27 protein-coding genes are annotated in these 26,110 nt (G+C 70.1%); 17 read left to right on the forward strand and 10 right to left on the reverse strand.

Translation table 11 applies throughout. The features are described from left to right. The first annotated feature begins 24 nt into the window (after window positions 1-24). The 11 genes from ACYVGQ_RS04960 to ACYVGQ_RS05010 all read left to right on the forward strand — a co-directional run bounded on the left by ACYVGQ_RS04960 (window position 25) and on the right by ACYVGQ_RS05010 (window position 10,510). Window positions 25-930: a phosphodiesterase gene (locus ACYVGQ_RS04960; RefSeq protein WP_460783431.1), complete on the forward strand. Its 906-nt coding sequence runs from the start codon at window positions 25-27 to the stop codon at window positions 928-930. Between the two features lie 2 nt (window positions 931-932). Beyond that, window positions 933-1,883, forward strand: coding sequence for a carbohydrate ABC transporter permease (locus ACYVGQ_RS04965; protein WP_460783432.1), 951 nt, complete (start codon window positions 933-935; stop codon window positions 1,881-1,883). A gap of 11 nt (window positions 1,884-1,894) precedes the next feature. Then, window positions 1,895-2,791: a carbohydrate ABC transporter permease gene (locus tag ACYVGQ_RS04970; protein WP_460783433.1), complete on the forward strand. Its 897-nt coding sequence runs from the start codon at window positions 1,895-1,897 to the stop codon at window positions 2,789-2,791. 245 nt (window positions 2,792-3,036) lie between these two features. Then, window positions 3,037-3,336: a hypothetical protein gene (locus ACYVGQ_RS04975; protein WP_460783434.1), complete on the forward strand. Its 300-nt coding sequence runs from the start codon at window positions 3,037-3,039 to the stop codon at window positions 3,334-3,336. A 132-nt stretch (window positions 3,337-3,468) separates the two neighbouring features. Continuing rightward, window positions 3,469-4,383 (forward strand): ABC transporter substrate-binding protein, encoded by a 915-nt coding sequence (locus ACYVGQ_RS04980; RefSeq protein WP_460783435.1) that lies wholly within the window; start codon window positions 3,469-3,471, stop codon window positions 4,381-4,383. Beyond that, window positions 4,380-5,426 (forward strand): FecCD family ABC transporter permease, encoded by a 1,047-nt coding sequence (locus ACYVGQ_RS04985; RefSeq protein WP_460783436.1) that lies wholly within the window; start codon window positions 4,380-4,382, stop codon window positions 5,424-5,426. Before ACYVGQ_RS04980 ends, ACYVGQ_RS04985 begins: the two co-directional genes overlap by 4 nt. Beyond that, complete coding sequence (locus ACYVGQ_RS04990; protein WP_460783437.1) at window positions 5,423-6,487, forward strand: FecCD family ABC transporter permease; 1,065 nt, start codon at window positions 5,423-5,425, stop codon at window positions 6,485-6,487. Before ACYVGQ_RS04985 ends, ACYVGQ_RS04990 begins: the two co-directional genes overlap by 4 nt. After that, window positions 6,480-7,304, forward strand: a complete 825-nt coding sequence (locus ACYVGQ_RS04995; RefSeq protein ID WP_460783439.1) for an ABC transporter ATP-binding protein — start codon at window positions 6,480-6,482, stop codon at window positions 7,302-7,304. Before ACYVGQ_RS04990 ends, ACYVGQ_RS04995 begins: the two co-directional genes overlap by 8 nt. Then, window positions 7,301-8,149 carry a siderophore-interacting protein gene (locus tag ACYVGQ_RS05000; RefSeq protein ID WP_460783440.1) on the forward strand — a complete coding sequence of 283 codons (849 nt, stop codon included), beginning with the start codon at window positions 7,301-7,303 and terminating at the stop codon, window positions 8,147-8,149. The genes ACYVGQ_RS04995 and ACYVGQ_RS05000 overlap by 4 nt, the downstream gene beginning before the upstream one ends. Before the next feature lie 130 nt (window positions 8,150-8,279). Beyond that, window positions 8,280-8,642, forward strand: coding sequence for an ArsR/SmtB family transcription factor (locus tag ACYVGQ_RS05005; protein WP_460783441.1), 363 nt, complete (start codon window positions 8,280-8,282; stop codon window positions 8,640-8,642). Further along, a complete protein-coding gene (locus ACYVGQ_RS05010; protein WP_460783443.1) occupies window positions 8,639-10,510 on the forward strand; it encodes a heavy metal translocating P-type ATPase in 1,872 nt (623 codons plus the stop codon). The genes ACYVGQ_RS05005 and ACYVGQ_RS05010 overlap by 4 nt, the downstream gene beginning before the upstream one ends. Window positions 10,511-10,628: 118 nt before the next feature. Here the strand turns inward: ACYVGQ_RS05010 and ACYVGQ_RS05015 are convergent, their stop codons facing one another. Then, complete coding sequence (locus ACYVGQ_RS05015; protein WP_460783444.1) at window positions 10,629-11,123, reverse strand: winged helix-turn-helix transcriptional regulator; 495 nt, start codon at window positions 11,121-11,123, stop codon at window positions 10,629-10,631. A gap of 68 nt (window positions 11,124-11,191) precedes the next feature. Between ACYVGQ_RS05015 and ACYVGQ_RS05020 the strand changes: the two genes are divergently transcribed. Next, on the forward strand, window positions 11,192-12,490 hold the full coding sequence (locus ACYVGQ_RS05020) for an MFS transporter (protein ID WP_460783445.1): 1,299 nt from the start codon (window positions 11,192-11,194) through the stop codon (window positions 12,488-12,490). A 39-nt stretch (window positions 12,491-12,529) separates the two neighbouring features. On the opposite strand, the gene ACYVGQ_RS05025 is transcribed toward ACYVGQ_RS05020, so the two are convergent. Further along, complete coding sequence (locus ACYVGQ_RS05025; protein ID WP_460783446.1) at window positions 12,530-12,895, reverse strand: DoxX family protein; 366 nt, start codon at window positions 12,893-12,895, stop codon at window positions 12,530-12,532. A 78-nt stretch (window positions 12,896-12,973) separates the two neighbouring features. Between ACYVGQ_RS05025 and ACYVGQ_RS05030 the strand changes: the two genes are divergently transcribed. The 3 genes from ACYVGQ_RS05030 (at window position 12,974) to ACYVGQ_RS05040 (ending at window position 14,716) form a co-directional block, all read left to right on the forward strand. Continuing rightward, window positions 12,974-13,384, forward strand: coding sequence for a winged helix-turn-helix transcriptional regulator (locus ACYVGQ_RS05030; protein WP_460783447.1), 411 nt, complete (start codon window positions 12,974-12,976; stop codon window positions 13,382-13,384). Between the two features lie 328 nt (window positions 13,385-13,712). Continuing rightward, complete coding sequence (gene cmtR, locus ACYVGQ_RS05035) at window positions 13,713-14,063, forward strand: Cd(II)/Pb(II)-sensing metalloregulatory transcriptional regulator CmtR (RefSeq protein ID WP_460783448.1); 351 nt, start codon at window positions 13,713-13,715, stop codon at window positions 14,061-14,063. Further along, window positions 14,060-14,716 carry a cation transporter gene (locus tag ACYVGQ_RS05040; protein ID WP_460783449.1) on the forward strand — a complete coding sequence of 219 codons (657 nt, stop codon included), beginning with the start codon at window positions 14,060-14,062 and terminating at the stop codon, window positions 14,714-14,716. The genes cmtR and ACYVGQ_RS05040 overlap by 4 nt, the downstream gene beginning before the upstream one ends. A 562-nt stretch (window positions 14,717-15,278) precedes the next feature. Here ACYVGQ_RS05040 and ACYVGQ_RS05045 read toward each other — a convergent pair. From ACYVGQ_RS05045 to ACYVGQ_RS05070, 6 genes are all read right to left on the reverse strand, one after another. Continuing rightward, window positions 15,279-17,006: an AMP-binding protein gene (locus ACYVGQ_RS05045; protein WP_460783450.1), complete on the reverse strand. Its 1,728-nt coding sequence runs from the start codon at window positions 17,004-17,006 to the stop codon at window positions 15,279-15,281. 745 nt (window positions 17,007-17,751) lie between these two features. Further along, on the reverse strand, window positions 17,752-19,656 hold the full coding sequence (locus ACYVGQ_RS05050; protein ID WP_460783451.1) for a M3 family metallopeptidase: 1,905 nt from the start codon (window positions 19,654-19,656) through the stop codon (window positions 17,752-17,754). Between the two features lie 497 nt (window positions 19,657-20,153). Further along, the gene (locus ACYVGQ_RS05055; protein WP_460783924.1) at window positions 20,154-20,966 is read right to left on the reverse strand and encodes a metal ABC transporter permease; all 813 of its coding nucleotides are present in this window, start codon (window positions 20,964-20,966) and stop codon (window positions 20,154-20,156) included. A 38-nt stretch (window positions 20,967-21,004) separates the two neighbouring features. Next, window positions 21,005-21,739, reverse strand: a complete 735-nt coding sequence (locus ACYVGQ_RS05060; RefSeq protein ID WP_460783452.1) for a metal ABC transporter ATP-binding protein — start codon at window positions 21,737-21,739, stop codon at window positions 21,005-21,007. Further along, the gene (locus ACYVGQ_RS05065; RefSeq protein ID WP_460783454.1) at window positions 21,736-22,662 is read right to left on the reverse strand and encodes a metal ABC transporter substrate-binding protein; all 927 of its coding nucleotides are present in this window, start codon (window positions 22,660-22,662) and stop codon (window positions 21,736-21,738) included. Before ACYVGQ_RS05065 ends, ACYVGQ_RS05060 begins: the two co-directional genes overlap by 4 nt. A gap of 98 nt (window positions 22,663-22,760) precedes the next feature. Further along, the gene (locus tag ACYVGQ_RS05070; protein WP_460783455.1) at window positions 22,761-23,222 is read right to left on the reverse strand and encodes an acyl-CoA thioesterase; all 462 of its coding nucleotides are present in this window, start codon (window positions 23,220-23,222) and stop codon (window positions 22,761-22,763) included. 108 nt (window positions 23,223-23,330) lie between these two features. Between ACYVGQ_RS05070 and ACYVGQ_RS05075 the strand changes: the two genes are divergently transcribed. Next, window positions 23,331-23,945: a ClpP family protease gene (locus ACYVGQ_RS05075; protein WP_460783456.1), complete on the forward strand. Its 615-nt coding sequence runs from the start codon at window positions 23,331-23,333 to the stop codon at window positions 23,943-23,945. Then, window positions 23,942-24,535, forward strand: a complete 594-nt coding sequence (locus ACYVGQ_RS05080) for a ClpP family protease (RefSeq protein WP_460783457.1) — start codon at window positions 23,942-23,944, stop codon at window positions 24,533-24,535. The genes ACYVGQ_RS05075 and ACYVGQ_RS05080 overlap by 4 nt, the downstream gene beginning before the upstream one ends. Before the next feature lie 163 nt (window positions 24,536-24,698). Here ACYVGQ_RS05080 and ACYVGQ_RS05085 read toward each other — a convergent pair whose 3' ends face one another. After that, window positions 24,699-25,016: a helix-turn-helix domain-containing protein gene (locus ACYVGQ_RS05085; RefSeq protein ID WP_460783458.1), complete on the reverse strand. Its 318-nt coding sequence runs from the start codon at window positions 25,014-25,016 to the stop codon at window positions 24,699-24,701. A gap of 242 nt (window positions 25,017-25,258) precedes the next feature. Further along, on the reverse strand, window positions 25,259-26,101 hold the full coding sequence (locus ACYVGQ_RS05090) for a PhzF family phenazine biosynthesis protein (RefSeq protein ID WP_460783459.1): 843 nt from the start codon (window positions 26,099-26,101) through the stop codon (window positions 25,259-25,261). Window positions 26,102-26,110: the final 9 nt, after the last annotated feature.

Here is a 26,110-nt window from a genome sequence, read left to right on the forward strand (position 1 = left end):
TCGAACATCTCGAAAGGACATCCCATGAACGACTTCGACGGGCAGTTCCCCGCCCCAGAGCACTTCATCCTGCATCTGTCGGACACGCACTTCGTCGGCGACGGCGAACTGCTCCACGACCGCATCGACTCGGACAGGAACCTCGCCGAGCTCTTCGAGGGCTTCGCCGCCTCGAACGCCCGCCCAGAGGCGATCGTGTTCACCGGCGACCTCGCCGACGCCGGCCGGCCGGACGCCTATCAGCGCCTGCGCGACCTCGTCGAGCCCGCCGCCGAGCGACTCGGCGCCCAGGTGATCTGGGTCATGGGCAACCACGACGAGCGCGTCGCCTTCCGCAAGGGACTGCTCGACCAGGACGCCGACGACAGCGAGCCGGTCGACCGGGTCTTCGACGTCAACGGCCTCCGCATCATCGCGCTGGACTCGACCGTGCCCGGCCATCACCACGGCGAGATCACCGAGGGACAGCTGGAGTGGCTGGCCGGCGTCCTCGCCGCGCCCGCACCGGACGGCACGCTGATCGCTCTGCACCATCCGCCGGTGCCGAGCCCGCTCGGCCTCCTGGCGCTCGTCGAGCTCAAGGACCAGGATCGCCTGGCGGAGGTGATCCGCGGCACGGACGTGCGCGGCATCCTCGGCGGTCATCTGCACTACTCGACGCACAGCACCTTCGCGGGCGTCCCGGTCTCGGTGGCGTCGGCCACCTGCTACACCCAGGACCTCAACGTCGTCTACCCGGCGGCGCGCGGTCAGGACGGCGCGCAGTCCTACAACCTCGTGCACGTCTACGGCGATCGGGTGCTGCACTCGATCGTCCCGATCGGGCAGTACCCCACGGTGTACGAGATGACTCCGGAGATGCTCGAGGGGTTCATGAGGATGAGCTCCGAGGAACGCCTCGCCGCGGCATCCGCGTCTCTGCAGGGCTGACGATGTTCGTCGCCGTCACCGCCCCTGAGGGCGTGGCCGAGGAGGCGGATGCGGCCCCGCGCACGCGCCGCCGCATCCGCCCCAGGGCGCTCGCGCCCTACCTGTACATCCTGCCCGGCGTCGTGTTCCTGCTGCTGTGGACCTACAGCCCGCTCGTGCAGACGTTCTCGCTGTCGCTGTACGACTGGAACCTGCTGCCGACGAGCCCGAAGACGTTCGTGGGCTTCGAGAACTACGCGGAGGTCGTGCAGCTGCCCGAGCTGCAGACCGCGATCGTCAACACCGTCGTCTACATCGCCGCGTTCCTGGTGTTCTCGCTCGTGCTGCCGATCGTCATCGCGCTGGTGTCGCGGCAGGTGCAGGGGAGGGCGCGCACGATCTACCAGGCGCTGATCTTCGTGCCGTTCCTCATCACCCCGGTCGCCACCAGCGCCGTGTGGCGCTGGCTGTTCGCGGAGCAGGGCGCGATCCCCACGGTCCTCGCCGGCCTCGGGATCGACATGCCCAACGTGTTCCGCGATCCGTCGCTGGCGATCTGGGCGGTCATCGTCATCGTGGGCTGGCAGATGCTCGGCTTCGGCGTCCTCGTCGTGGCCGCCGGCTTCGCCGGGATCAGCCCCGACTACGCGCAGGCGGCTTCCCTGGACGGAGCGGGTCTCGCGCGCATCACGCGCACCATCACGATGCCGCTGCTCTCGCCCACGATCGTGTTCCTCGGCCTCATGACGATCCTGCTGGCGGCGCAGTGGACGTATCCGATCATCGACCTGCTCACGCAGGGCGGCCCGTCGAACTCCACGACGAACATCTACTACCTGCTCTACCAGTTCGGCTTCCAGAACTTCGACGCCGGCATCTCGTCGGCTGCCGGAGTGATCTTCTTCCTCGGGTTCGGTCTGATCGCGCTGCTCTTCCTCGAGCTGCAGGACCGTCTGAGCTTCTACGACAACTGAGAGGTCCTCGCATGGCTTTCATCACCGTCGCGCCCCCGGCATCCGTCGCGGGCGGAGCGAACCGCGTGCAGTCCACGACCGAGGATCTGGCGGTGGGATCCCGGCGCCGCGGCGGGGTGGTCGCCGGGCACGTCGTCCTGGTGCTGCTCGCCGTGTTCAGCATCTTCCCCGTGTACTGGATGTTCGCGACCGCCCTGCGGGCTCCGGAGGACGCCCTCGACCAGACGCTCCTGCCCTGGCCGCTGAGCTTCGAGAACTTCGCGTACGTGTGGGACACCATCCCGATCGGGAGCATGCTGGTGAACACCTTCGCGATGTCCCTGATCCTCGCCGTCGCGCAGCTGCTGATCGCCGTGCTCGCGGCCTACGGCTTCGCGGTGTGGGACTTCGCGGGCAAGAGGGTGCTGATGTTCCTCTTCATCGGTTCGTGGCTCGTGCCGTTCCAGGTCACGATGATCCCGAACTACGTGCTGGTCTCGCAGCTCGGCCTGCTCGGCACGATCGGCGGCGTCGTGGTCCCGCAGCTGGCCGGCGCCTTCGCGGTGCTGCTGATGGTGCAGCACATGAGGGCGTTCCCGCGGGAGCTCCTGGAGGCGTCCGAGCTGGATGGGCGGTCGAGCTGGTCGACGCTGTGGACGGTCGTGGTCCCGAACATGAAGCCGGCTCTCGCGGCGCTCGGGATCATGGCGTTCATCTCGGCGTGGAACGAGTACCTCTGGCCCGCCCTGATCATGCGACAGGGCGACGCGCTCGTCCAGGTGGGCGTGCGGAGCTTCCTGACGGCGGAGGGGGACAACTGGGGGGCGACGATGGCGGCCGCGGGGCTCGCCTGCGTCCCCGTGCTGCTCATCTACATCTTCCTGCAGCGATACGTCGTGGACGCCTTCGTGCGCTCGGGCCTGAAGTAGCCCGAGGGCGCGCCTGAACCGGCGCCCGGCTCGAAGCGGAGGATATGACGCGAACGGGAGGACCGAGTTCGAGGGTTCGCTCCTCCGATTCGCGCGAACTCCTCCGATTCGGGGCATGACCGATGCCGCGTACATCTCCGGGATGACGGATTTGTCCCCCTTTCGGGGGATGGCGTCTCCGGTGGTCGCGACGTACCGTTGAGGCACGGAGTGAGTGCATCGGGGGGTGCGAGATGGTGACGTCGGTGAGCGTGGTCAGGGATCTGACCGAGGTGTTCGTGCCGATCGGCGTCTTCGGCGCGGGGATCGCCGTTCTGTGCGCGGTCGTGGCGATGATCGCGATCGCGGTGGGCCGCCCCGGTGCGGTGGGGATGGCCGTCGGCGGGTGGATCGTCGGCGCGATGCTGAGCGTCGCGGCGTCCTTCGCGAAGGAGTGGATGCCGTTGACGGTGTCGGGTGCTGCGCTCGTCGCGGGGCTCCTGCTCGGGCTGGTGGCGAGAGCGATCGTCGGATCGTTCACCCGCCGCGTGACGCCGGCCGGCTGACGCCGCCGGTCGATCTGCTGCAGCGTCGTCTGCGCCGGGTCGGATGGCGGGGTTCGGATGGCGTCTCAGGCTAGGCTTGCCTAAGTAAATCGTCCTCCCTCGTGATCCCATCAACCGAAAGGGTGCCTCAGCATGCCCTCCCCTCGTCGAAGTGTCCTGCTCATCGCCGCAGCATCCGCCGTCCTCCTGCTGGCCGGCTGCGCCGCGGAGAGCGCGCCGGTGTCTCAAGAGCCCGAGACCCACGAGATCGAGCACGCTCGCGGCACGACCGAGGTTCCCGCCGAGCCGCAGCGTGTGGTCGCGCTGGAGCCGCTGGAACTCGACACGGCCGTGGCGCTGGGGATCACGCCGGTGGGTGCTGCCGTAGCGAGCAACGTGGCCGGCATCCCGGCATACCTCGACGCCTCAGGAGTGGAGCCGGTGGGCACCGTTCCCGAGCCGGACCTCGAAGCCATCGCTGCCCTGAAACCCGACCTCATCCTCGGCACCGAGGCGCGGCACTCCGAGCTCTACGATCAGCTGAACAGCATCGCACCCACGGTCTTCATCGCCACTCAGGCGGACCCATGGCGTGACAACGCCGCCCTGATCGGCCAGGCGCTCGGACGCGAGGACGAGGTCGCCGAGCTGCTCGGTGCCGTCGATGACCGCTGCGAGGACCTCGCCGGAGGGTACGACCTCGACGGCGAGACGGTGCAGCTCATCCGCCCGCGCGACGAGACCACGTTGAGCCTGTACGGCCCGGTCTCCTTCGCCGGCAGCCTGCTGGAGTGCGTCGGATTCACCATCCCCGACCAGGATTGGGCTGACGGTCTGCAGGCGGACCTCTCCCCGGAGAACATCCTCGACGCGACCGCCGACTATGTGTTCGTCACCACGGCCGATGTCGACGACGAATCCTCCGTTCCGGCCGCGATCACCGAGAACGCCGATGCGTTCGGCTCCGTGACGCTCGTGGACACCAGCTACTGGGTGTCCGGCGTCGGTCCCAAGGGGGCGCAGTCCGTGCTGGACGACATCGAGACTTTCCTCGAAGAGACCCATTGACCGCTCGCCAGGCAGGGGCGAGGCCCGCTCAGGGCCCGCCCCGGCCGCGCGCCCTCCGCGTGACAGCGGCTTTGCTCGGGCTGCTCGCCGCACTGGGCGTCGTGGTCACCCTCTCCCTGATGCTCGGCGCCAACTCCCTGCCGCCGTCGGCGGTCTGGCAGACCCTGGCGGGCAACGGAACCTCCGAGACCGACTACGTCGTCCTCGGGTTGCGGATTCCTCGCACGGCTGCCGGCATCGTCGCCGGATCAGCCCTGGGCGTTGCCGGGGCTCTCATCCAGGCGTTCACCCGGAATCCGCTGGCCGATCCGGGGATTCTCGGCGTCAACGCCGGAGCCGCCTTCGCCGTGGCGATCGGCGTCGCGTTCCTCGGGCTCCGCTCCCCCGCCGAATTCGTCTGGCTCGCCTTCCTCGGGGCGCTCCTCGTGACAGTGGCCGTCTACCTCATCGGTTCCTCCGGGCGGGGAGCGGCCGATCCGATCCGTCTCACACTCGCCGGTGTTGCCCTCGGGGCCGTCTTCTCCGGCATCACCACCGGGATGACGCTCAGCAACCCCGATGCCTTCGAGGAGATGCGCAGCTGGAACGCCGGTTCCCTGCTCGGTCGCGGCTTCGACGTGATCATCCCGCTCGTCCCCTTCGTCGTCCTCGGTCTTCTGCTCGCCTTCGTCCTGGCGCCGGGGCTGAACGCGATCGCGCTCGGCGACGACGTCGCGCGTGCGCAGGGAGCGAATGTCGCCGGCATCCGGGTCGGCGTCATCGTCGCCGTGACGCTTCTCGCCGGCGCTGCCACGGCGCTGGCAGGCCCGATCTCCTTCGTCGGCCTCATGGTGCCGCACGTCGCCCGATGGCTGTTCGGTCCCGACCAGCGCTTGATCCTCCCGCTGTCCGCGGTGCTGGCACCGGTTCTCGTGCTGCTCTCCGATGTGCTTGGCCGCCTCATCATCGCCCCCGCGGAGGTGCCCGTCGGCATCGTCACCGCCTTCGTCGGCGCGCCCGTCCTGATCGCCCTCGCCCGTCGGCGGAAGGCGAGTGCGCTGTGACCGCCTCCTCCGCGCCGCGAGCGCTCGATGTCGGCTACCGCCGCTTTCTGCTGCGTCTGGGCCCGCTCGTCGTCCCGCTGCGATGGCGCAGCGCGCTCGCCGGCCTCGCCGCAGTGGCGGTCATCCTCGTGCTCGCGGTCCTCTCCCTCGGCCTCGGCACGTATGCAGTCTCCCCGGAAAGCGTCGTGCGGGTGCTCGGCGGCGGCGGAGATGCGATGGACCGCACCGTCGTGCTGGAGTGGCGGCTGGCTCGCACCCTCGCGGCGATCGGCATGGGTGCGCTGCTGGCGCTCGCTGGAGCGCTGTTCCAGACGGCCACGCGCAATCCGCTCGCCAGTCCCGACATCCTCGGACTCGCCAACGGCGCCTTCACGGGGATGCTGCTGACGCTGGTCCTCGTATCGTCGTCGTGGCCCGCGCTGACGCTGGGCGCTCTGCTCGGCGGGATCGTGACTGCGGCGGTCATCTGGATGCTGTCGCTGCGCGGCGGCATCCAGGGCTTCCGGCTCATCGTCGTCGGCATCGGCGTCTCGGCCATCCTCGCCTCGCTGAACACGTGGATGCTGCTTCAGATCGAGCTCGAGACCGCCCTGTTCGCGTCCTCGTGGGGGACGGGATCGCTCAACGGCGTGACCGGCGGGCCGCTCCTCGGCGCCGTGCTTTGCGCGCTGCCGTTCGTCGTGGCGAGCGGCGCCCTCGCACCTCGACTGCGCCAGATCGAACTGGGCGATGACATGGCGGCGGCGTCCGGTGTGCGCCCCGACGTCGTACGGACGATGGCGTTCGTCATCGGTGTCGCTCTCGTCGCCGCCGCGACGACCGTGGTGGGGCCGGTGGCATTCGTGTCGCTGGCCGCGCCGCAGATCGCACGGCGCGTCGCCCGCACCCCGCACATCTCGCTCGTCCTGTCCGCTCTGGTCGGCGCGATCCTGCTGCTGGGCTCCGATCTCGTGGCACAGCACGTGCTGCCGGCTGCTCTGCCCGTCGGCGTCGTCACCGTCTCGGTCGGCGGCGCCTACCTCGTCCTCATGATCATCCTGGAGGTCCGCCGTCGTGCCTGAGAGCACTCCCGCCGAGTCCCGGCTGCGCGCCGAGCGCATCACGCTGTCCTACGACCGCGCGGAGATCGTCCGCGAGCTGTCCGTTCAGGTGCCGCCCGGATCCTTCACCGTCATCATCGGCCCGAACGCCTGTGGCAAGTCGACTCTGCTGCGCGGACTCTCGCGACTGCTCGTCCCGGCGGGCGGAGAGGTCGTGCTCGATGGCCGGACGATCGGGTCGTACCCTGCCAAGGAGGTTGCCCGCAGACTCGGTCTTCTTCCGCAGAGCGCGACGGCCCCCGATGGCATCACCGTCGCCGACCTCGTCGGGCGGGGGAGATATCCGCATCAGAACCTCCTTCGACAGTGGTCGGACGCCGACGAGAGCGCTGTGCACGAGGCGCTGGCATCGACCGGCACGAGCGACCTCGCGCCTCGGCCCGTCGACGCGCTCTCCGGCGGTCAGCGACAGCGGGTCTGGGTGGCGATGGTGCTCGCGCAGCAGACCGACCTGCTGCTGCTCGACGAGCCGACCACCTTCCTCGACGTCGCCCATCAGGTCGAGCTGATGGAACTGTTCGCCGAGCTCAATGCGCGCGGACGAACGATCGTGGCCGTGCTCCATGACCTCAACCACGCCGCCCGCTACGCGAGTCATGTCATCGCCATGCGCGACGGCCGGATCTTCGCGGAGGGCTCGCCGGAGGAGGTCATCACCAGCGAGACGGTGGCGGAGGTGTTCGGCCTGGCGAATGTCGTCATCCCGGATCCGGTCACGGGCGGTCCGCTCGTCGTGCCCTTGCGCGGGACCGCTCCGCGGGCGGGAGCTCGTTCGTGACCGCGGACCGCCCATGGGCGTACAGCGCCTTCCCCGTGGAGGTGCGGACGACGAGACGGCTGAGTCCTGCTTTTCTGCGCGTGACGTTTGCCGGCGATGCCCTGCGGAACTTCGCCCCCTGGGGCGTCGACCAGCGGATCAAGGTCGTGCTCCCGCTGCCGGAAGGCGGCCTCGCGGAGTTCGGGCTGCTGGATGAGCCCACCCCGCACCCCTCGGACTGGTATGCGCGCTGGCGCGCGCTTCCCGAGGCGCGGCGCAACGTCCTGCGCACCTATACGCCTGCGGCGATCCGCGCGGACGACGGTGAGATCGACGTCGACTTCTTCCTGCATGAGCCCGAAGGGCCGGCATCCGCGTGGGCGCGTGCCGCTCGGCCCGGTGATCGGCTCGTCGTCACCGGGCCGGACGTCCGCATGGGGCGCACCGGGTATGGAATCCACTGGGTTCCGGGGGAGAACGCCAGGCGTTTCCTCCTCGTCGCCGATGAGACCGCCTATCCGGCAGTCCGCAACATCCTGCAGAGTCTTCCCTCGGATGCCGAAGCGCACGTCCTGCTCGAGAACGGGGATGCTGCCGACGACGTGGTGTCCTCGAGTGCTCCCGGCCTGGCCGTGATGCGGCCGGTCTTGCGCGGACAGGGTGAGGATCTGGAGAGCGCGGTACGGGATTGGGGTGAGCGGCACGGCGCCACGGCAGCCGCGGATGAGGGATTCTACGCATGGCTTGCGGGGGAATCCGGTTCGATAACGCGCATCCGCCGCCATCTCACCGGCGATCTGGGCATTTCCAAGGAGCGGGTGGCTTTTCTGGGGTACTGGCGTCTGGGCGGTCCGCTGACGGCCTGATTCCCGCCCCGCGGGCCCCGCCGTCGAGTCGGTCGTCGGCCGGCTCAGGTTCCGGAAGGCCCCGGGGTCGAGCCGGACGGGCATCGGGCACTTGCTTGCGTCCGCATCCTCCCCGATCTAGTATCTGCATATGCGTGAAGATTCGAAGAGATGCACATTCACCGCGGAGAGCCCCTACGTGGACATGGCGGTGGAGGTCTTCAGCCTGCTCGCCGATGCCACGCGCGTGCGCATCATCCTCGCGCTGCGCGACGCCGAGCTGTCGGTGAACGAGCTCGCCGAGCGGGTGGGGAAGACGCCGACCGCCGTGTCGCAGCATCTCGCGAAGCTGCGGTGGGGGCGCATCGTCAAAGTCCGCCAGGATGGCACGCGCATGTTCTACAGCCTCGTCGACGAGCACGCCAGGCAGCTCGTGACGCATGCCGTTCACCAGGCCGAGCACGCGGTCGACGCCGACCCGCGTCATCACGCCGCGCACCGTGACGACGCATGACCGCGGTGCTCGCGGAGTCGGCGGGGCGCACGCTCGCGCGGCCTCGGTCGATCTTCGCCACCGGCTCCCGGCTGCCCGAGGTGCGGTGGGCCGCCGCCGCCCTCGCACTGTTCCTGGCGGGATGGAGCGCCCAGGCGCTCGGAGCCCCCGCGCCGCTCTGGTGGGCGCTGCTGCTCGCCTGCTACGCGGCGGGCGGATGGGAGCCGGCGCTCGCAGGGCTCAGGGCGCTCCGGGAGCGGACGCTGGACGTCGACCTGCTGATGATCGTGGCCGCCATCGCCGCGGCATCCATCGGCCAGGCGCTCGACGGCGCGCTGCTCATCGTCATCTTCGCGACCTCCGGTGCGCTCGAGGCGATCGTCACCCAGCGCACGGCGGACTCGGTCGCCTCGCTGCTCGATCTCGCGCCCGAGCGTGCGAGGCTCGTCGACGGGAGCGAGCTGGATGCTGCGGAACTCGTGCCAGGGCAGCGCATCCTCGTCCGGCCCGGCGAGCGGATCGCCGGGGACGGCCGCGTCGTCGAAGGCATCGGCGAAGTCGATCAGCAGGCGATCACCGGTGAGTCCGTGCCGGTGCTGCGGCGGGCCGGCGACGAAGTGCTGTCGGGCACGGTCAACGGCACCGGCGCCCTGACCGTGGAGATCACGCGCCCGGCATCCGATTCCGTCGTCGCGCGGATCGTCGCGCTCGTGGCCGAAGCCTCCAGGACGAAGGCTCGCACGCAGCTGTTCATCGAGAAGGTCGAGCAGCGCTACTCGGTCGGGATGGTCGTCGCGACGCTGCTCGTGCTCGTGGTGCCCCTGCTGCTCGGCGACTCCTTCGACGTGGCGCTGCTGCGTGCGATCACCTTCATGATCGTCGCCTCGCCCTGCGCCGTCGTGCTGTCGACCATGCCTCCGCTGCTCGCCTCGATGGCCAACGCAGGGCGACGCGGCGTGCTCGTCAAGACCGCGACCGCGATGGAGGGCCTCGGGCGCACCACTCTTGTCGCCTTCGACAAGACCGGCACACTGACCTCCGGCGCGCCGGAGGTCGTCTCGATCGAGACGCGGGACGAGCCGGAGCTGCTTCGGCTCGCGGCGAGCGTCGAGCGGCTCAGCGAGCATCCGATCGGTGCCGCGATCGTGCGCTGCGCCGTTGAGCGGGGCGTCCCCTTCGCCGAGGCCGGCGGTTTCCGAGCCGTCCCCGGCAGGGGAGCGGAGGGCGTCGTCGACGGTGCGCTGGTCGTCGTCGACCGCGGGGAGCCCGCCGCCGGCTCCGTGGGCACCGGCGTGCGCGTCAGCGTCGACGGGGCGGTCATCGGCACGATCCTCCTCGCCGATGCGGTGCGCGCGGATGCCGCGGACGCCGTCGCCGCCGTGCGGGAGGCGACCGGGGCGGAGCCGATGCTCCTGACCGGGGACAACGCCGAGGTCGCCGGCCAGGTGGCGGCGGCGACGGGCGTCGGCGAGGTGCGGGCCGCCCTGCTCCCGGAGGACAAGGCGCGCATCGTGCGAGAACGCGAGGCGGAGGGGGAGCGCGTCATGCTGATCGGCGACGGCGTGAACGACGCCCCGGCTCTCGCGGCCGCGTCCACGGGCGTCGGGATGGGCAGGCGGGGAGCGGACCTCGCACTCGACAGCGCCGACGTCGTGATCGTCCGCGATGAGCTGGAGACGATCGCGAAGCTCATCCGGCTGTCGCGCCGCGCCCATCGCCACGTCGTCGCCAACCTCGCCATCGCCGCGACCTTCATCTCGATCCTCGTCGTCTGGGATCTCGCCGGAACGCTGCCTCTTCCGCTGGCGGTGGCGGGTCACGAGGGGTCGACGGTCATCGTCGCGCTGAACGGCCTGCGACTCCTCCGGGCGCGCGCCTGGGAGCGCTGAGCCGCGTTCGTCCTGTGCCGCCGAGACCCCGTTCCGTCGACGAGGCCTCTGCGGCCGGAGCAGATCGGACGGGGGCCGGATGGTCGAGCGGGTCCGGATGCCCGGACGTCGCAGGCGGTCAGAGCAGCGTCCCCGCCGGCTGCAGATGATCGCGCGCATCCTTCCACGGCTTGACCCAGGTCATCTCGGCCGCGGTGAGCACGGCGCCACAGGCGCTGCAGACCTGCCCCTGCGTGGTCTCCCCACCGCAGGCCTCGTGGATCATCGCCATGTGGGCGCCGCCGTCGGGCAGCGCGGTGTGGCGTTCGCCCCAGATCGCCAGCTGCTGCAGGACGGGCAGCAGCTCCGCCGCCGCCTCGGTCGCCGCGTATCCCTGCCGGGTGCGTGCGCCGTCCCGGTAGTCGACCCGTGCGAGCAGTCCGGCGTCGATCATCGCATGCAGTCGCCGGCTGAGCACGGCATCCGCGATCCCGAGATTCTCGCGCAGCGCGTCGAAGCGCCCGCGGCCGTGCAGGACATCGCGGATGATGAGCAGCACCCAGGGGTCCCCCAGCACATCCAGGGAGCGGCGTATCGGGCAGAGGCCGTCCGACCAATCGGATCGCAGAGGCATCCGGCTTCCTCTCGTCGCGCTTCTCTGGCTACACTGCGATTCTAACTTCTCTCAAGAAAGTCACAAGCATGCCCTCATCCAGGACGCCCCGCATCCATCCCGCGTGGTGGGTCGCGGCCGTCGCGTTCCTCGCGCTGCTCGCCGCCGCCGGATTCCGGGCCGCGCCGGGCGCGCTCATGGTGCCCCTGCACGATGAGTTCGGCTGGTCGACCAGCGTCATGTCGCTCGCCGTGAGCGTGAACCTGCTGCTGTACGGCCTGACCGCCCCCTTCGCGGCGGCGCTCATGGACCGCTTCGGCATCCGCCAGGTGACCGCGACGGCACTGGCGCTCGTCGCCCTCGGCGCGGGCGGCAGCGTGCTGATGACGGCGTCCTGGCAGCTGCTGCTGTTCTGGGGAGTGCTCATCGGGCTGGGCACCGGCTCGATGGCGCTCGTGTTCGCGGCGACGATCGCGAACCGCTGGTTCGAGCGCAACAGGGGCCTCGTGATGGGCGTGCTGACCGCCGGTTCGGCCACCGGTCAGCTGATCTTCCTCCCACCGGTGGCGGCCATCGCGGAGAGCGGCGGATGGCGCTGGGCCTCGCTTCTCGTCGCCGTGGCGGCCCTGATCGCCGTGCCGGTCGTCTGGTCGGTGCTGAGGGATCATCCCTCCGACCGCGGTGTGCTCCCCTACGGCGCCGCCCCGGGCCACGTCGTGCCGCCCCGCGTCACCGGCGGCGCCGTCGCTCGCGCGTTCGACGGACTGCGGTTCGCCTCGAAGCGAGGGTCGTTCTGGGCGCTCGCCGGGGCGTTCGCGATCTGCGGAGCGACGACCAACGGTCTGATCGGGATCCACTTCATCCCCTCCGCCCACGATCACGGCATGTCGCAGACGACCGCCGCAGGGCTCCTCGCCGTCGTCGGGATCTTCGACATCGTGGGGACCGTCGCGTCGGGATGGCTCACCGATCGCTTCGACCCGCGCAAGCTCCTCGTCGCCTACTACGGCTTCCGCGGTGTCGGCCTGCTGCTGCTCCCCTGGCTGCTGTCGGATACGGTCCATCCGAGCATGGTGCTCTTCATCGTCGTCTACGGGCTCGACTGGGTGGCGACCGTGCCGCCGACTGCGGCGCTGTGCCGCGAGATCTTCGGGGAGCGCGGCACGATCGTCTTCGGCTGGGTCTTCGCCTCGCACCAGATCGGCGCGGCGATCGCCGCGCTCGGCGCCGGCGTCATCCGCGACGTGTTCGGCGCCTACACCTATGCATGGTGGGGCGGCGCGGCGCTGTGCGTGATCGCCGCCGTGCTCTCCCTCATCGTCAGCCGTTCGGCGGTCGTCCGTAAGGCGACGTCGGTCGCGGATCCGGAGTCCGAGCCCGCGGCCTGACGGCGCGCGATCTGCTGACGGGGCCCCGACGACGCGCGATCAGGCGACGACGGCGAAGCCGAGGACGGCGCTCGCGATCGCGAGCAGCGCGAGCACGATCGCGGGAGCGGCCTGCTCCTTGCGGCGCACGTGCACGACGACGGCGCCGACCATGATGATCGCGAGGCCCGTCGAGGCGAGCGGGGTGAGGACCGGCAGGATCCTGGTGAGCAGCGGCAGGATGAGGCCGATGGCCCCGACGACCTCCAGCGCGGCGACGGTCTTGACCTGTGCGGCGGTGAAGTCCGTCGTCCACGCCATGCCCCGCTCGGCGAGGGTCGCCTTGGGCGTGATGAGTTTCATGCCGCCGGCGCCGAGCATGGCGAGCGCGAGCAGGCCGTTGACGATCCAGAGTGCGATCAGCATGGCGTTCCGTTCTGTGTGCTTGTTACGATCAGTAACCAACATTGGAGCAAACGGATGCCGGATGCAAAAGGCACATCGTTGTCACCGACGCGCGTCGAGGGCGCCGCGCCCGCCGGGTTCCCCGGCTACGAGAGCTGCTGCGAGCTGAACGCGGGCGACGGCAGGGCGATCCGGGAGGTGCTCGACCGGGTCGGAGACAAGTGGTCGCTGCTGCTCATCGCGACCCTGCAGCGGGAGCGGCTGCGCTTCAGCGAGCTGCTCCGGCACATCCCCGGCATCTCGCAGCGGATGCTGACGCTGACCCTCCGCCAATTGGAGCGCGACGGGTTGGTCGCCCGCACCGCGTACGCGGAGGCGCCGCCGCGCGTGGAGTACGAGCTGACCGTGCTCGGCGGGACCCTGATCCCCATTGCGCGGGCGATCGGCGACTGGGCGGTGGAGAATCATCCCGCGATCGAGGCGTCCAGGGCGGCCTACGACGGGCGGTGAGGCCGGGGCGTCGTTCCGGATCGACGGCGCTCTTTCGCCGGCATCCGTCTGGGGGAGAGCCTCGTCCGTCGGCATCCGCGCACGGGGCGGCGTCCCGCGGCATCCCGTCTGGCGGCGTCCCGTCTGGCGGCGTCGGCCGCCGGAGCGTCCTCCGGTCTGGCGTCCGCGTCGGGAGGTGTCTCGTTCTGCCGCATCCGCTGTGCGAGGTGCCTCGTATAGTCGGTTCCCCGCCTCGGAGGCGACCATAGGGGACCCCGCTCGCCCGGGGTGAGCATCCGGGGCGGGGCGAGCGATCGCAAATAGTCAGTAGAGACTGTATAGTCATCGTGTGCTGACCATTTCCTCTCGCCTCGACGTGCTCAACCGCCTCGGCAAGGCGATGGCCGATCCCTCCCGTTCCCGCATCCTGCTCGCGCTTCTCGACGGTCCCGGGTATCCCGCGGAGCTTTCCCGCACCCTCGACCTCACGCGCACCAACGTGTCGAACCATCTGGCGTGTCTGCGCGGCTGCGGGCTGGTCGTGGCGGAGCCGGAGGGACGTCGCACCCGCTACGAGATCTCCGATCCGCACATCGCCCTCGGCATCCGGACGCTGCTCGAGACGGTCCTGGCCGTCGACGAGGGATCTGCCTGCCTCGACACGGACTGCCCGTGCTGCCGGATCGCGGAGGACGCGTGACCGTCGCGACCGACCCTGCACGCATCGGGGTGCTCCGTCGTCGAATCCGGTGGATCGTGGGATTCACGATCGCGTACAACCTCGTCGAGGGGGTGATCGCGCTGCTCGCCGGAGGCGCGGCATCCTCGGCCGCCCTCATCGGCTTCGGCCTGGACTCCTTCGTAGAAGTGCTCTCCGCGGCGGCGGTCGCCTGGCAGTTCGCGGCGCCGGATCCGGAGAAGCGCGAGCGCACGGCGCTGCGCGTCATCGCCATCGCGTTCTTCGCGCTGGCCGCCTACGTCACCGTGGACGCAGCGCTCACGCTCACCGGTGTCCGCGAGGCGGAGCGCAGCCCGGTCGGCATCGTGCTCGCGGCGGTCAGCCTGGTGATCATGCCGTTCGTCAGCTGGCTCGAGCGGCGCGCAGGACGCGAGCTGGGATCCGCCTCGGCGGTGGCCGACTCGAAGCAGACCCTCATCTGCAGCTACCTGTCCGCCGCGGTCCTGCTCGGCCTGCTCGCCAACGCCCTGTTCGGCTGGGGCTGGGCCGATCCGGTCGCCGCTCTCGTCATCGCCGGGTTCGCCGTGCGGGAGGGCGTCGAGGCGTGGCGGGGGGATGCCTGCGCCGTCCCGGTCGGCGTGCTCACGGGCGAGATCGACGAGCATGAGCACTGACGTCGCCGGCGGTGCCGGCGAACGTGCTGGATCGAGTTCGCACCTCCCGTAGGCCGCGCAGGCGCCGAATCGAGCGGGCGACGTGCGGGATAGTGCTGAATCGAGCGGGTGCCGTGCGGGAAGGCAGGGATCGAGCCGGCGACGTGCTCGTGGGTATCGAACGGAGCAGGCCGGCTGCGGGTCCGGCTCCTGCGCGCGTCGCGCTGACCCACCGGTGTCGCTCGACGGCCGATTGGCACCCCGCGTGTCAGGGAATTGGTGGGTGCGCCATCCGGTATCCCGCAGGAACCCGGACATGCGTAGAAGCGTGTCAGGGGAAGTGCGGGTCCGAGGGCTTCTGAGTCGCAAAGACCCGGACACGCCCTCGCCCACGCGACACGTGGCACACTCACGCGACACGTGGCTTGTGGCACGGCGGCACACTCATGCGGCACGCGACAAACTCACGCGGCACGCGGCACACCCACGCGACATTCAGACGCCGTCGGGATCGAAGGCTGCTGACCCGCAGCCCCGACCGGATTCGACCCGAGATCGCGGACGGCTGCCTCAAGCGATCGCGTCAGCGGTGGTCGCGGTCCAGATGCTGGCCGGCCGCATCTCCTCCGGCGACCCGTTCGGCCTCGCGGGCGCGCAGCTCGACCCGGCGGATCTTCCCCGAGATCGTCTTCGGCAGCTCCGGCACGAACTCGATGATCCGCACCCAGAGGTGCGAGGAGAGTCGTTCGCGGGCGAAGGCGTAGATCGCTCCGGCGGCGGCGATCTCGTCCCCGGCATCCGTCCGCAGGCAGACGTACGCCTTCGGCACCGCGAGCCGCGTCGGATCCGGACTCGGCACGACGGCCGCCTCGACGACGAGCTCGTGCTCGAGCAGCACGGACTCCAGCTCGAACGGCGAGATCTTGTAGTCGGATGCCTTGAACACGTCGTCCGAACGTCCGACATAGGTGAGGTAGCCGTCGGCATCCCGGGAGGCGATGTCGCCGGTGTGGTGGTAGCCCCCGACGCGGGACTCCGCCGTCTTGGCGGGATCCTGGTAGTACCCGGCCATGAGCCCCAGCGGAGCCTCCGCGAGGTCGAGTGCGATCTCGCCCTCGTCGTCGACGGGGGTCCCGGTGGCGGGATCCAGCAGCACGACGGGATATCCGGGCAGCGGGCGTCCCATCGAGCCGTCCTTGACGACCTGACCGGGGGAGTTGCCCACGCACGCCGTCATCTCGGTCTGGCCGAAGCCGTCGCGGATCGTCCCGCCCCACGCCTCGCGCACCCGTGCGATGACCTCGGGGTTGAGCGGCTCGCCGGCGCCGACGAGCCCCCGCGGAGGGATGGTGAGGCGCGACAGGTCGGCCTGGATGAGCATCCGCCACACCGTCGGCGGAGCGCAGAACGTCGAGACGCGATGGGCGTCCATGACCTGCATGAGCGTGTTCGCGTCGAAGCGGTCGTAGTTGTAGACGAACACGGTCGCCTGCGCCAGGAAGGGCGAGTAGAAGCTCGACCAGGCGTGCTTCGCCCAGCCGGGCGAGGAGATGTTCAGGTGCACGTCTCCCGGCCGCACGCCGAGCCACCACATCGTGGACAGGTGGCCGATCGGGTAGGACACGTGGGTGTGCCGTACGAGCTTCGGGCGGTTCGTCGTCCCCGAGGTGAAGTACAGCAGGCCGGTGTCGGATGCCGGTGTCGGGGCGTCCGGCTCGAAGGCGTCCGCCGCGCCCGCCGAGTCGGCGAAGTCGGCCCAGCCGGCGGGCGCGTCTCCGACCGCGACGCGCACGAGGCCACCGGTCACGGGGTCGGTCACGGGTCCGCTGGTGCGCTGCACGGAGTGAGCGGCGCGAGACGAAGCGACGATCGCGCGCGCCTCGCCGTGCTCGATCCGGTAGGCGAGATCGGATGCCGACAGCAGCGTCGACGTCGGGATGGAGACCGCGCCGATCTTGGTGATCGCGAGCATCGTCTCCCACAGCTCGATCGTGTTGTCCAGCATCACGATGACATGGTCGCCGCGGCGGATGCCGAGGTCGAGGAGCCAGTTCGCGACCTGGTCGCTGCGGCGCGAGAGCTCGCCGTAGCTCCAGGAGCGCACGCTCAGATCTGCCGAGACGATCTGCACGGCGGCGCGGTCGGGATGCTCTGCCGCGACGACGTCGAACCACTCCAGCGCGAAGTTGAAGGTGTCCAGCCGCGGCCAGGAGAAGCCGGCGCGGGCGCCGGCGTAGTCGGTGGCGTGTGCGAACAGGAAGTCGCGCATCTCGCGGATGGCGGTCGTGGCGGCGGTGGCAGGACGGCTCATCCTTCCATCCTGCACCCGGCTTACCTTCCGAGTGCGCGCCGAGCCCGCCATCCGTCGTGGTCCGGGCTCGTTATCCGTCGTGGTTCGGGCTTGTTATCTGAGGTGGTCCCGGGCGTGTTGTCCGAAGTGGTCCCGGTTCGTTATCCGAAGTGGTCCCGGTTTGTTATCCGAAGTGGTCCCGGTTTGTTATCCGAAGTGGTCCGGGCTTGTTATCCGAAGTGCGCCCGGGTCGCTATCCGTCGCGCCCGAGGTCGCCTTCTACGTAGTCCCGTCGTGCACTCGGCGTGTCCCGGTGTGCGTCGCGTTGGGGCATCCTCACCCGCGGTCACCGTCAGAACGCTCTTCGTCAGGTACCTCGCGGGGGCGCTCGCCGGCAGCGCGCTGCTATTCCTCAAGTCGTGCGGCAGTTCTGGCCGTGCGCTGCGTGGATAGTCGCCGCGCCCTTCAGAAGGAGCAGCGCGGCACGGAGAGGAGCAGCGCGGCACGGAAAGGAGCAGCGCGGCACGGAAAGGAGCAGCGCGGCACGGAAAGGAGCAGCGCGGCACGGAAAGGAGCAGCGCGGCACGGAAAGGAGCAGCGCGGCACGGAAAGGAGCAGCGCGGCGCAGGAAGGAGCAGCGCGGCGGAGTGCTCTGACCGAGCGCGGGGCTCCTCGGGGCTCCCTAGGGGGCGCCGCAGAGGGATGCCGCAGAGGGATGCCGCAGCGGGCGCCGAAGGGGGCGCCGCAGCGGGGGCTCCTCACGCATCTAGACGAGCCATGCGCCGAACGCGTCGAAGGAGTACGGGCGGCCGAGGAAGGCCTCGACCAGATCCGCGGCATCCGCCGATCCGCCCGGGGCGAGGATCCGGTCGCGGTATCGCGCCGCCACGGCGGGGGCGAACAGGTCCGTCGGATCGAAGGCGCTGAACAGGTCCTTCGCGATCACCAGGCTCCACATGTACGTGTAATACGCGGAGCTGTAGCCGGTGAGGTGTCCGAAGCCCGCCTGGAAGTGGGTGTCCTCCAGCGGGTCGATGACCGAGTAGCGCGCGGAGAGCTCGCGCACCGCGGCGTCGTGATCGGAGGGGCGCTCCAGGTGCAGCCGATACGAGACGGCGGAGTAGAAGATCTGCGTCCGCGCCCAGCGTCCCCGGTCCGCGTCCGCGGCGCGGCGCATCCTTGCGACGAGGTCGGCGGGGATGGCATGGCCATCGGAGTCCTGCGCGAAGGTCTGCAGGATGTCGGCATCCCACGCCCATTCCTCGAGCATCTGCGATGGCGCCTCGACGAAGTCCCATTCGGTGGCGACGCCGGAGAACCGCGCCCAGGACTGGTCGCCGCCGAGGATGTGGTGCAGCAGATGCCCGAACTCGTGGAAGAGCGTCTTGACCTGCTCGTGCTCCATGAGTCCACGCGGGAAGTTGCAGACGAGCACCCCCTCCGGCAGCTGCGCCCCGCGCACCCCGGTGACGAGATCGAACTGCGCCGCATGCTTGTACTTGCCCTCGCGCGGATGCAGGTCGAGGTGGATGCGGCCGATGCGCTCGCCGCCTCGCAGCACGTCGTGGCTCGTGACGTCCTCGGCCCAGGCGGCCGCATCCACGGCGCGATAGGAGAGTCCGAACAGTCGCCCGGTGACGGCCAGCAGCCCTTCGCGCACGTGCGTGAAGTCGAAGTAGCGACGCACCTCCTGGGCATCCACGTCGTGCTGCTCGCGACGCAGGATCTCCCCGTAGTAGTCGGCGTCGGCGGACGTGATCCGCGTGATCGACGGATCGTCCTGCCTCGCGCGTGCGAGGAGAGCGTCGGCGTCGGCGCGGGCCCGGTCGCCGGACAGATCGCTGATCCGGTCGATGAAGGCGGCGATCGCCTCGCCCGTGCCGATCATCTTCACCTCGGCGTCGTAGTCCGGCCAGGAGGCGTAGCCGAGGAGCCCGGCCTGCTCGGCGCGCAGGTCCAGCAGTTCGTGCAGCAGCGGGTCGTTCGCCGGCCAGCCGCGGTTCAGATAAGCGCGGGAGATCTCCTCGCGGGCGGCCGCATCGTGCGCATAGGCGCGGAACGGCCGGAAATCGGGATAGTCGGTCGTGATCTCGACGAGGCCGTCGTCGCCGGCCGGATGCGCGGCGACGAAGTCCTCCGGGAGTCCGGCGAGGCGGTCGGGCGTGACTCGGATGCTGCGCACGTCATCGCGCACGTTGCGGGAGAAGTCCTGCTCGATCACGGTCGTGCGGGCGCTGATCTCGGCCAGCCGAGTCCTGGTCGCCTCATCGCGATCGACGCCCGCACGACGGAAGTCGCGGAGCACGCGGGTGAGCAGTCGTGCCGCATCGTCGTCGAGACCCGTCGGATCGATCGCCGCGAGCACGGCGTAGAGCTCGTGGTCCTGATCGCGTTCCGTGACGAAGGCGGAGGCGTCCTGGAGCTTGTGCTCCGCGAGCTCGCGCGTCGCAGCATCCGGATGCACCTCGGCCAGCAGCTGCGTGAAGCTCGACGCGTTCGCGGTCGCCGTCTCGCCGGCGTTCCACAGCTCCAGCGTCTCCAGCGGGGTGCGTGCGGAGCCGTCCTTGAGGCGCGAGACGACGTCTCGAGCGGCGGCGAGGGAGGCCTCCGCACGATCCTCGATGAAGGCGTTCCAGTCGGCGGCGGGCAGGGCGAGAGGTTCCAGGGCCATGCGGATCAGCCTACGGCGACCGGATGCCGGCATGCGGATGGTGCCTTGGGCGAGCCCCGGAGACCGCGAAGCGCCCGAGCGGGCTGATTCGATGCCCCCGGGGTTCGATCCTCAACCGGGGTTCGTTCCTCACCGGGTTTCGATCCTCACCGGGTTTCGATCCCCATCTGGGCTCGATCCCCATCTGGGCTCGATCCCCATCTGACCTCGATCCTCGGGTCGAGGTCACCCCTCCGTGTCCGGGGTGTCGCGGGTACGTGGGGGCTGCACCGGCAACGACCCGGACACGCGGGGGACGGTGTCCGGGTCGTTGCGGGTCGGCGGTGCGCACACCCGCGATTTGTCGGACATCCGCGCGAGGGAGGAGGCGGGGCGCGAGGTCATGAGCGTCGGGCCGGTGGGGGTGAGCGTCGGGCCGGTTCAGGCCCGAGCCGGGGGTGGCGTCGGTCCGGGGCGGCGGGACAGCCCGGGGAGGGGGATGCATCGGCCGGGCAGGTTCAGGCCCGAGCCCCGACCCGACTCCTGAGCCGGCCGATCACCCCCTGCCTCGGCGCGAACAGATAGGCCAGCGCGAAAGCGCATCCCTGCACGACCACGACGAGTCCTCCCGGCGAGGCGTCCAGCCAGTAGCTGAGGTAGATGCCGAGGATGCTGCACGCCGCCGAGAGCACCGGGGCGATCAGGAGCATCCGGCCGAAGCGATCCGTCAGCAGGTGCGCCGTCGCGCCGGGGATGATGAGCATCGCCACCACGAGGACCACTCCGACGACCTGCAGGGCGACGACCGCCGTCAGGGCGAGCACGCCGAGCAGGAGCGCGCCGAGCATCCGCGGGGACAGCCCGATCGCGAAGGCGTGCGTCGGATCGAAGGCGTACAGGGTGAGATCACGACGCTTGACCAGCAGGACTGCGAAGGCCACGGCGGCCAGGATCCCGACCTGCAGCAGATCGCCGTCCGACACCCCGAGGACGTTGCCGAAGATGATGTGGTTGAGATCCGTCTGGCTCGGCGTGACCGAGATGAGGACGAGCCCCAGAGCGAACAGCGTGGTGAAGACGATGCCGATCGCGGCGTCCTCCTTCACCCGGCTCGTATCGCGGATGGCGCCGATCAGCGCGACCGCGAGCAGGCCGAAGACGAGGGCGCCGATGGCGAACGGCGCACCGACGACGTAGGCGAGCACGACGCCGGGCAGGACGGCGTGCGAGACCGCGTCGCCCATGAGCGACCATCCGACGAGCACCAGCCAGCAGGACAGCAGGGCGCACACGATGGCGGCCATGACGGTCGTCACGAGCGCGCGCACCATGAAGTCGTACTGCAGCGGCTCGAGCAGCCAGTCCCCGATCACGCGGCGTCCTCCGCATCCGTGTCCAGGCCGAAGGCCATCGCCAGCCGTGCCGGCTCCAGCGCGTCGGCGACCGATCCGTGGAACAGCACGCGTCGCAGCAGGAGCACCGCCTCGTCGGCGAGCTCCGGCAGCGCGTGCAGGTCGTGCGTCGACACCAGCACCGTCGTCCCCTCGGAGGCGAGCTCGCGCAGCAGGCGCACGATCGTCCCCTCGCTGCGCTTGTCGACTCCCGCGAAGGGCTCGTCGAGCAGCAGGATGCCGGCGCGCTGCGCGATCCCGCGTGCGACGAAGGCGCGTTTGCGCTGCCCGCCGGAGAGCCGGCCGATCTGACGATCGGCGAGGTCCGTCAGCTCGACGCGCTCCAGCGCCTCGTCCACGGCGGACCTGTCCTCGGGGCGCGGCCTTCGGGTGAGCCCCCGCCCGCCGTACCTCCCCATCATGACGACGTCGCGGACCGAGACGGGGAAGGACCAGTCGACGTCCTCGTTCTGCGGCACGTAGCCGACGAGCCCGCGTCGGCGGGCGGACGCCGGCTCCACGCCGTCGAGCAGCACCCCGCCCCCTGCGGGCCGGATGAGGCCCAGCATCGTCTTGAAGAGCGTGGACTTCCCCGAGCCGTTCATGCCGATGAGACCCGTCACCCGTCCTGCCCCGACGTCCACCGAGACGTCGTCCAGGGCGAGCACATCCCCGTAGCGGACGGTGACGTTGCGGACGGCGATCGCGCTCACGAGGCGTTCCCGGTCAGTCCGGCCGCGATGGTGTCGGCGTCGTGACGGATCAGGTCGAGATACGTGGGCACGGGGCCGTCCGGCTCGGAGAGCGAGTCCACGTACAGTGTTCCTCCGAACACGGCATCCGTCGCCTCCACGACCTGCTGCATCGGCTTGTCGGACACGGTCGACTCGCAGAAGACGGCGGGGACCTCGTGCTCCCGCACGAACTCGATGACCGCGGCGATCTGCTGCGGCGTCGCCTGCTGCTCGGCGTTGACGGGCCAGATGTAGGTCTCCGTGAGACCGGCGTCTCTGGCGAGGTAGGAGAAGGCGCCCTCGCAGGTCACCAGCGCGCGCTGCTGCTCCGGAAGAGCGGCGAGCTCGGACACGAGATCGTCCTGCACCTGCTGCAGCTCCGCCTTGTAGGCGGCCGCGTTCGCGGCGAAGTCGTCGGCGTGGACGGGGTCCAGCTCGCTGAACGCCTCCGCCATCGTGTCGACGTAGAGCTGCACGTTCGCGGGGCTCATCCAGGCGTGCGGGTTGGGCTTGCCGGCGTAGGCGTCGCCGGTGATGTCCATGACCTCGACGCCGTCCGACACGACGACGTGCGGGACGTCGACGCCCTCGATGAACTGCGCGAACCACGCCTCGAGGCCCAGGCCGTTGTCGAGGACGAGGTCGGCCTCGGACGCCGATCGGATGTCGCCGGGGGTCGGCTCGTATCCGTGGATCTCGGCGCCCGGCTTCGTGAGCGAGCCGACCTGCAGGTGATCGCCTGCGATGTTCTGGGCGATGTCGGCGAGAACGGTGAAGGTCGTCAGGACCACGGGTCTGTCATCGGCCGGACCGCCGGCCGGGGCGTTGCCGGTCGAGGAGCATCCGGCGAGGAGGAGGGCGGACACGATGAGGGTCGCAGAGAGACCAAGATTTTTAGGCATACCGAAAACCTATCTTTTAGGTACACCGAAAACAAGATGGCGACACGCCGATGACGCCGTCGCCCGAGGGGGTGGTCGACGGCGTCGCGGGGTGTGCGTCAGACGGAGGGGAGCCGGATCGTCCCGGTCCCGGGATGCTCGTGCGGCATCCGATCCCTGTTGTAGGTGATGCTCGAGTACCCGTGCGGGGCGGGATGCCCGTCCTCACCGAGACTGACGAAGACGATCTTCTCGATCGTCAGGATGCGCTTGCGCGTGATCATGTTCCGCACGACCGCCCGCATGGTGAGAGACGTACGCCCGAAGTGCGTGGCGGTCAGCCCCATCTCGATGAGATCGCCCTGCAGGGCCGAGGCCTCGAAGTTGATCTCCGAGATGAGCTTCGTCACCACCCGGTAGTTGCCGAGCTGCACGATCGCGTAGATCGCCGCCTCCTCGTCGATCCACTTGAGCAGGCTCCCGCCGAACAGCGAGCCGTTCGCGTTGAGATCCTCCGGGCGCACCCACTTGCGGGTGTGGAAGTTGATGCCGTCGTCGTGCGGATGCCATGCCTCAGCCATGTCCCCAGCCTAGGAACAGGATGCTTCCGGGGTGTTACGCCGCTGAGAGCGGAACGGCCGTCAGCGGATTCCGCCGCGGACACGGATGCCGCGGCGCACGCTGGAGCCATGACCGAAGAGAACCCCCTCCCGCAGTTCGGGCCCGAGGCCCGGCGCGCCCTGTTCCACGAGCGCGTGCTCGTGCTCGACGGCGCCCTCGACGACGACAACGGCACGCTGCTGATGACCCAGCTGCTGACGCTGTCGGCCGAGGATGCCGTCACCGACGTCTCCCTCTGGATCCACTCGCCCGGCGGTTCCGTGCCGGCGATGCTCGCGATCCGCGACCTCATGAGGCTCGTCCCGAACGACGTGTCGACGCTCGCGCTCGGGATGGCGGCCAGCGCGGGGCAGTTCCTGCTCTCGTCGGGGACCCCGGGCAAGCGCCGCGCGCTGCCGCACGCGCGGATCCTCATGCACCAGGGATCCGCGGGCATCGGCGGCTCCGCGGTGGAGATCGAGGCGCAGGCCGACGATCTGCGGCAGATGCGCGACACGGTGCTCGGACTCATCGCCGCAGACACCGGCCAGCCGGTCGACCGGGTCTTCGAGGACTCCCTGCACGACCACTGGTACTCGGCGTCCGAGGCGCAGGAGTACGGCTTCATCGACGAGCTCGTCACCTCCACCGCCGAGGTGTTCCCGCGCCGGCGCGCGCGGGTGGGACTGGGAGGACGGGCATGAGCGGCTACGCGATCCCGAATGTGATCGCCCAGCATCCGCGTGGAGAGCGGATCATGGACGTCTACTCGCACCTGCTCGCCGAGCGCGTGGTCTATCTCGGAACCGGCATCGACGCGGGCGTCGCCAACGCCCTCATCGCCCAGCTGCTGCATCTGGACGCCGACGCGCCGGAGACCGGCATCCAGTTCTACGTCAACAGCGAGGGCGGCGATCCCGGCGCGGCGCTCGCCGTCTACGACACGATGCGGCACATCCGCCCTTCGATCGCCACGACGTGCGTCGGCCAGGCGATCGGCCCCGCGGCTCTGCTCGTCGCGGCTGGCGCCACGGGGGCGCGTGCGGCGCTCGCCCACGCCAGGATCGTGCTGCATCAGCCCGCCGGCCAGTCCCGTGGAGCCATCCCCGATCTGATCCTCGCCGCCGACGAGGTGGTTCGGGTGCGGTCGGACCTCGAGTCCGTGCTCGCCCGGCACACCGGGCGCTCGGTCGCCGAGCTGCGCGCCGACACCGACCGGGATCGGGTGTTCACGGCATCCGCCGCGCTGGACTACGGGCTGATCGACACGGTGCTGGGGGAGCGAGGCGTCTGACAGCTGGCACTTTGGGGGCCGACACGCCGGATGCCGCATCGCAGGGGCCGTTCGGTCCGGCATCTGGCGTGTCGGCCCCCAAAGTGCGGGTGCGGGGGCGGCCGGGGGAAGGGGCGAGGGCGGATGCCGGACCCGGGCCGGACCCGGGGCGGTCGGTCTCGGATCAGGCTGCGAGAGCGAATGCTCCCGCAGAGGTGGATGCCGGCGCCGATCGCAGGTCGTCGGCGATCGCGCTGGTGAGCTCGATGAGGCTCGTGTCCAGCGCCCCGGCGATCGCCGCGATCATCTCGCTGGACGGCTCCTTGAGCCCGCGCTCGACCTCGGACAGGTACTGCGGGGAGACGCCGGCGACCTCGGCCGTCTCCGTGAGGGTCTCTTCGCGCTCGTGCCTTCGCCGGCGCAGCTGCTCCCCCAGCAGATGCCGCCAGAGCGGCTCCGGTGCGGAGGGACGGGGGCGGGGGAAGGGGACGAGCTCGGCCATGCTTCACGATAGGCCGCGATGCGTGAGCGCTTCGAGCCGTTCTGCTGTGAGCAGAACGTGCGTCCGAGAGCCCGCGACGGGAAGCGACCGGATCGGAGGACAACGCTCGAACGGGAGGAGCGATGCCAGCATCCGCTCCTCCCGTTCGAGCGTTGTCCTCCCGTTCGGCAGGGCGCCGGCGACGCGACGCTCGCGTCCGAGGACGGTGCTCGTCCGAGGACGGTGCTCGTCCGAGAACGGTGCTACAGGACGATCGTTCCGCGGATGCCGACGGTGGTCCTCCCGCCGACCCACACCCCTCCCGCATCATCGGCCGTGACCGTGATCTCGCCCGCCCTGTCCAGCCGCGCTCCCTGGGAGGCCGTGTACGAGGACGGCAGGGCGCCGGTCGAGGTCAGCCACTGACCGACGCTGGCGTTCATGCTGCCGCAGACCGGGTCCTCGTCGACGCCCACGCGGGGTGCGAAGCTGCGGATCTCGATGGCATGCGCCGATCCCTCGGGGTAGGCGCCGATCGCGCCGATCATCTCATCCGCGATCGCGGTGAAGTCGGGTTCGAGCGCCAGCACCTCGGCGGCGCTCGCCAGTCGCACGACCGCCCAGCCCGGACCGTTGTCGATCCACTGATGGTCGATGATCGCCGACCGCGGGATCCCGAATCCCGCCGCGATCCGCGTGACGTGCTCCTCGTCCATCGGGCCGGAGCGCAGCACCGGCGGAGCTGCGAACGACAGGATGTCGCCGTCCCGGCGGATCCGGACGAGTCCCGCGCCGCACTCCTGCACGATCACGTCAGGGGCGGACGGTGCACCCCCGGCGGCGAGCCAGGCGGCTGCCGACCCGAGCGTCGGATGCCCGGCGAAGGGCAGCTCGCCGCCGGGCGTGAAGATGCGCAGCCGGTAGTCGGCTACGGGGTCGGATGCCGGGAGGACGAAGGTCGTCTCGGAGAGATTGGTCCACCGTGCGAGGCGCTGCATCTCCTCGTCCGAGAGGCCTTCGGCGCCGAGGACGACCGCCACCGGATTGCCGAGATACGGCGTCGTGGAGAACACGTCCACCTGTGCGAAATCGTAGGTGCGGGGCATGCGGCTTCC

Source organism: Microbacterium tumbae (assembly GCF_054780175.1).

Excerpts from the sequence above, each read along its gene's own strand:
- ACYVGQ_RS04960 (WP_460783431.1), top strand. The coding sequence starts at position 25 with ATGAACGACTTCGACGGGCAGTTCCCCGCCCCAGAGCACTTCATCCTG.
- ACYVGQ_RS04965 (WP_460783432.1), top strand. The coding sequence starts at position 933 with ATGTTCGTCGCCGTCACCGCCCCTGAGGGCGTGGCCGAGGAGGCGGAT.
- ACYVGQ_RS04970 (WP_460783433.1), top strand. The coding sequence starts at position 1,895 with ATGGCTTTCATCACCGTCGCGCCCCCGGCATCCGTCGCGGGCGGAGCG.
- ACYVGQ_RS04980 (WP_460783435.1), top strand. The coding sequence starts at position 3,469 with ATGCCCTCCCCTCGTCGAAGTGTCCTGCTCATCGCCGCAGCATCCGCC.
- ACYVGQ_RS05005 (WP_460783441.1), top strand. The coding sequence starts at position 8,280 with ATGCGTGAAGATTCGAAGAGATGCACATTCACCGCGGAGAGCCCCTAC.
- ACYVGQ_RS05010 (WP_460783443.1), top strand. The coding sequence starts at position 8,639 with ATGACCGCGGTGCTCGCGGAGTCGGCGGGGCGCACGCTCGCGCGGCCT.
- ACYVGQ_RS05015 (WP_460783444.1), bottom strand. The coding sequence starts at position 11,123 with ATGCCTCTGCGATCCGATTGGTCGGACGGCCTCTGCCCGATACGCCGC.
- ACYVGQ_RS05020 (WP_460783445.1), top strand. The coding sequence starts at position 11,192 with ATGCCCTCATCCAGGACGCCCCGCATCCATCCCGCGTGGTGGGTCGCG.
- ACYVGQ_RS05025 (WP_460783446.1), bottom strand. The coding sequence starts at position 12,895 with ATGCTGATCGCACTCTGGATCGTCAACGGCCTGCTCGCGCTCGCCATG.
- ACYVGQ_RS05045 (WP_460783450.1), bottom strand. The coding sequence starts at position 17,006 with ATGAGCCGTCCTGCCACCGCCGCCACGACCGCCATCCGCGAGATGCGC.
- ACYVGQ_RS05050 (WP_460783451.1), bottom strand. The coding sequence starts at position 19,656 with ATGGCCCTGGAACCTCTCGCCCTGCCCGCCGCCGACTGGAACGCCTTC.
- ACYVGQ_RS05055 (WP_460783924.1), bottom strand. The coding sequence starts at position 20,966 with ATGGTGCGCGCGCTCGTGACGACCGTCATGGCCGCCATCGTGTGCGCC.
- ACYVGQ_RS05065 (WP_460783454.1), bottom strand. The coding sequence starts at position 22,662 with ATGCCTAAAAATCTTGGTCTCTCTGCGACCCTCATCGTGTCCGCCCTC.
- ACYVGQ_RS05070 (WP_460783455.1), bottom strand. The coding sequence starts at position 23,222 with ATGGCTGAGGCATGGCATCCGCACGACGACGGCATCAACTTCCACACC.
- ACYVGQ_RS05075 (WP_460783456.1), top strand. The coding sequence starts at position 23,331 with ATGACCGAAGAGAACCCCCTCCCGCAGTTCGGGCCCGAGGCCCGGCGC.
- ACYVGQ_RS05080 (WP_460783457.1), top strand. The coding sequence starts at position 23,942 with ATGAGCGGCTACGCGATCCCGAATGTGATCGCCCAGCATCCGCGTGGA.
- ACYVGQ_RS05085 (WP_460783458.1), bottom strand. The coding sequence starts at position 25,016 with ATGGCCGAGCTCGTCCCCTTCCCCCGCCCCCGTCCCTCCGCACCGGAG.
- ACYVGQ_RS05090 (WP_460783459.1), bottom strand. The coding sequence starts at position 26,101 with ATGCCCCGCACCTACGATTTCGCACAGGTGGACGTGTTCTCCACGACG.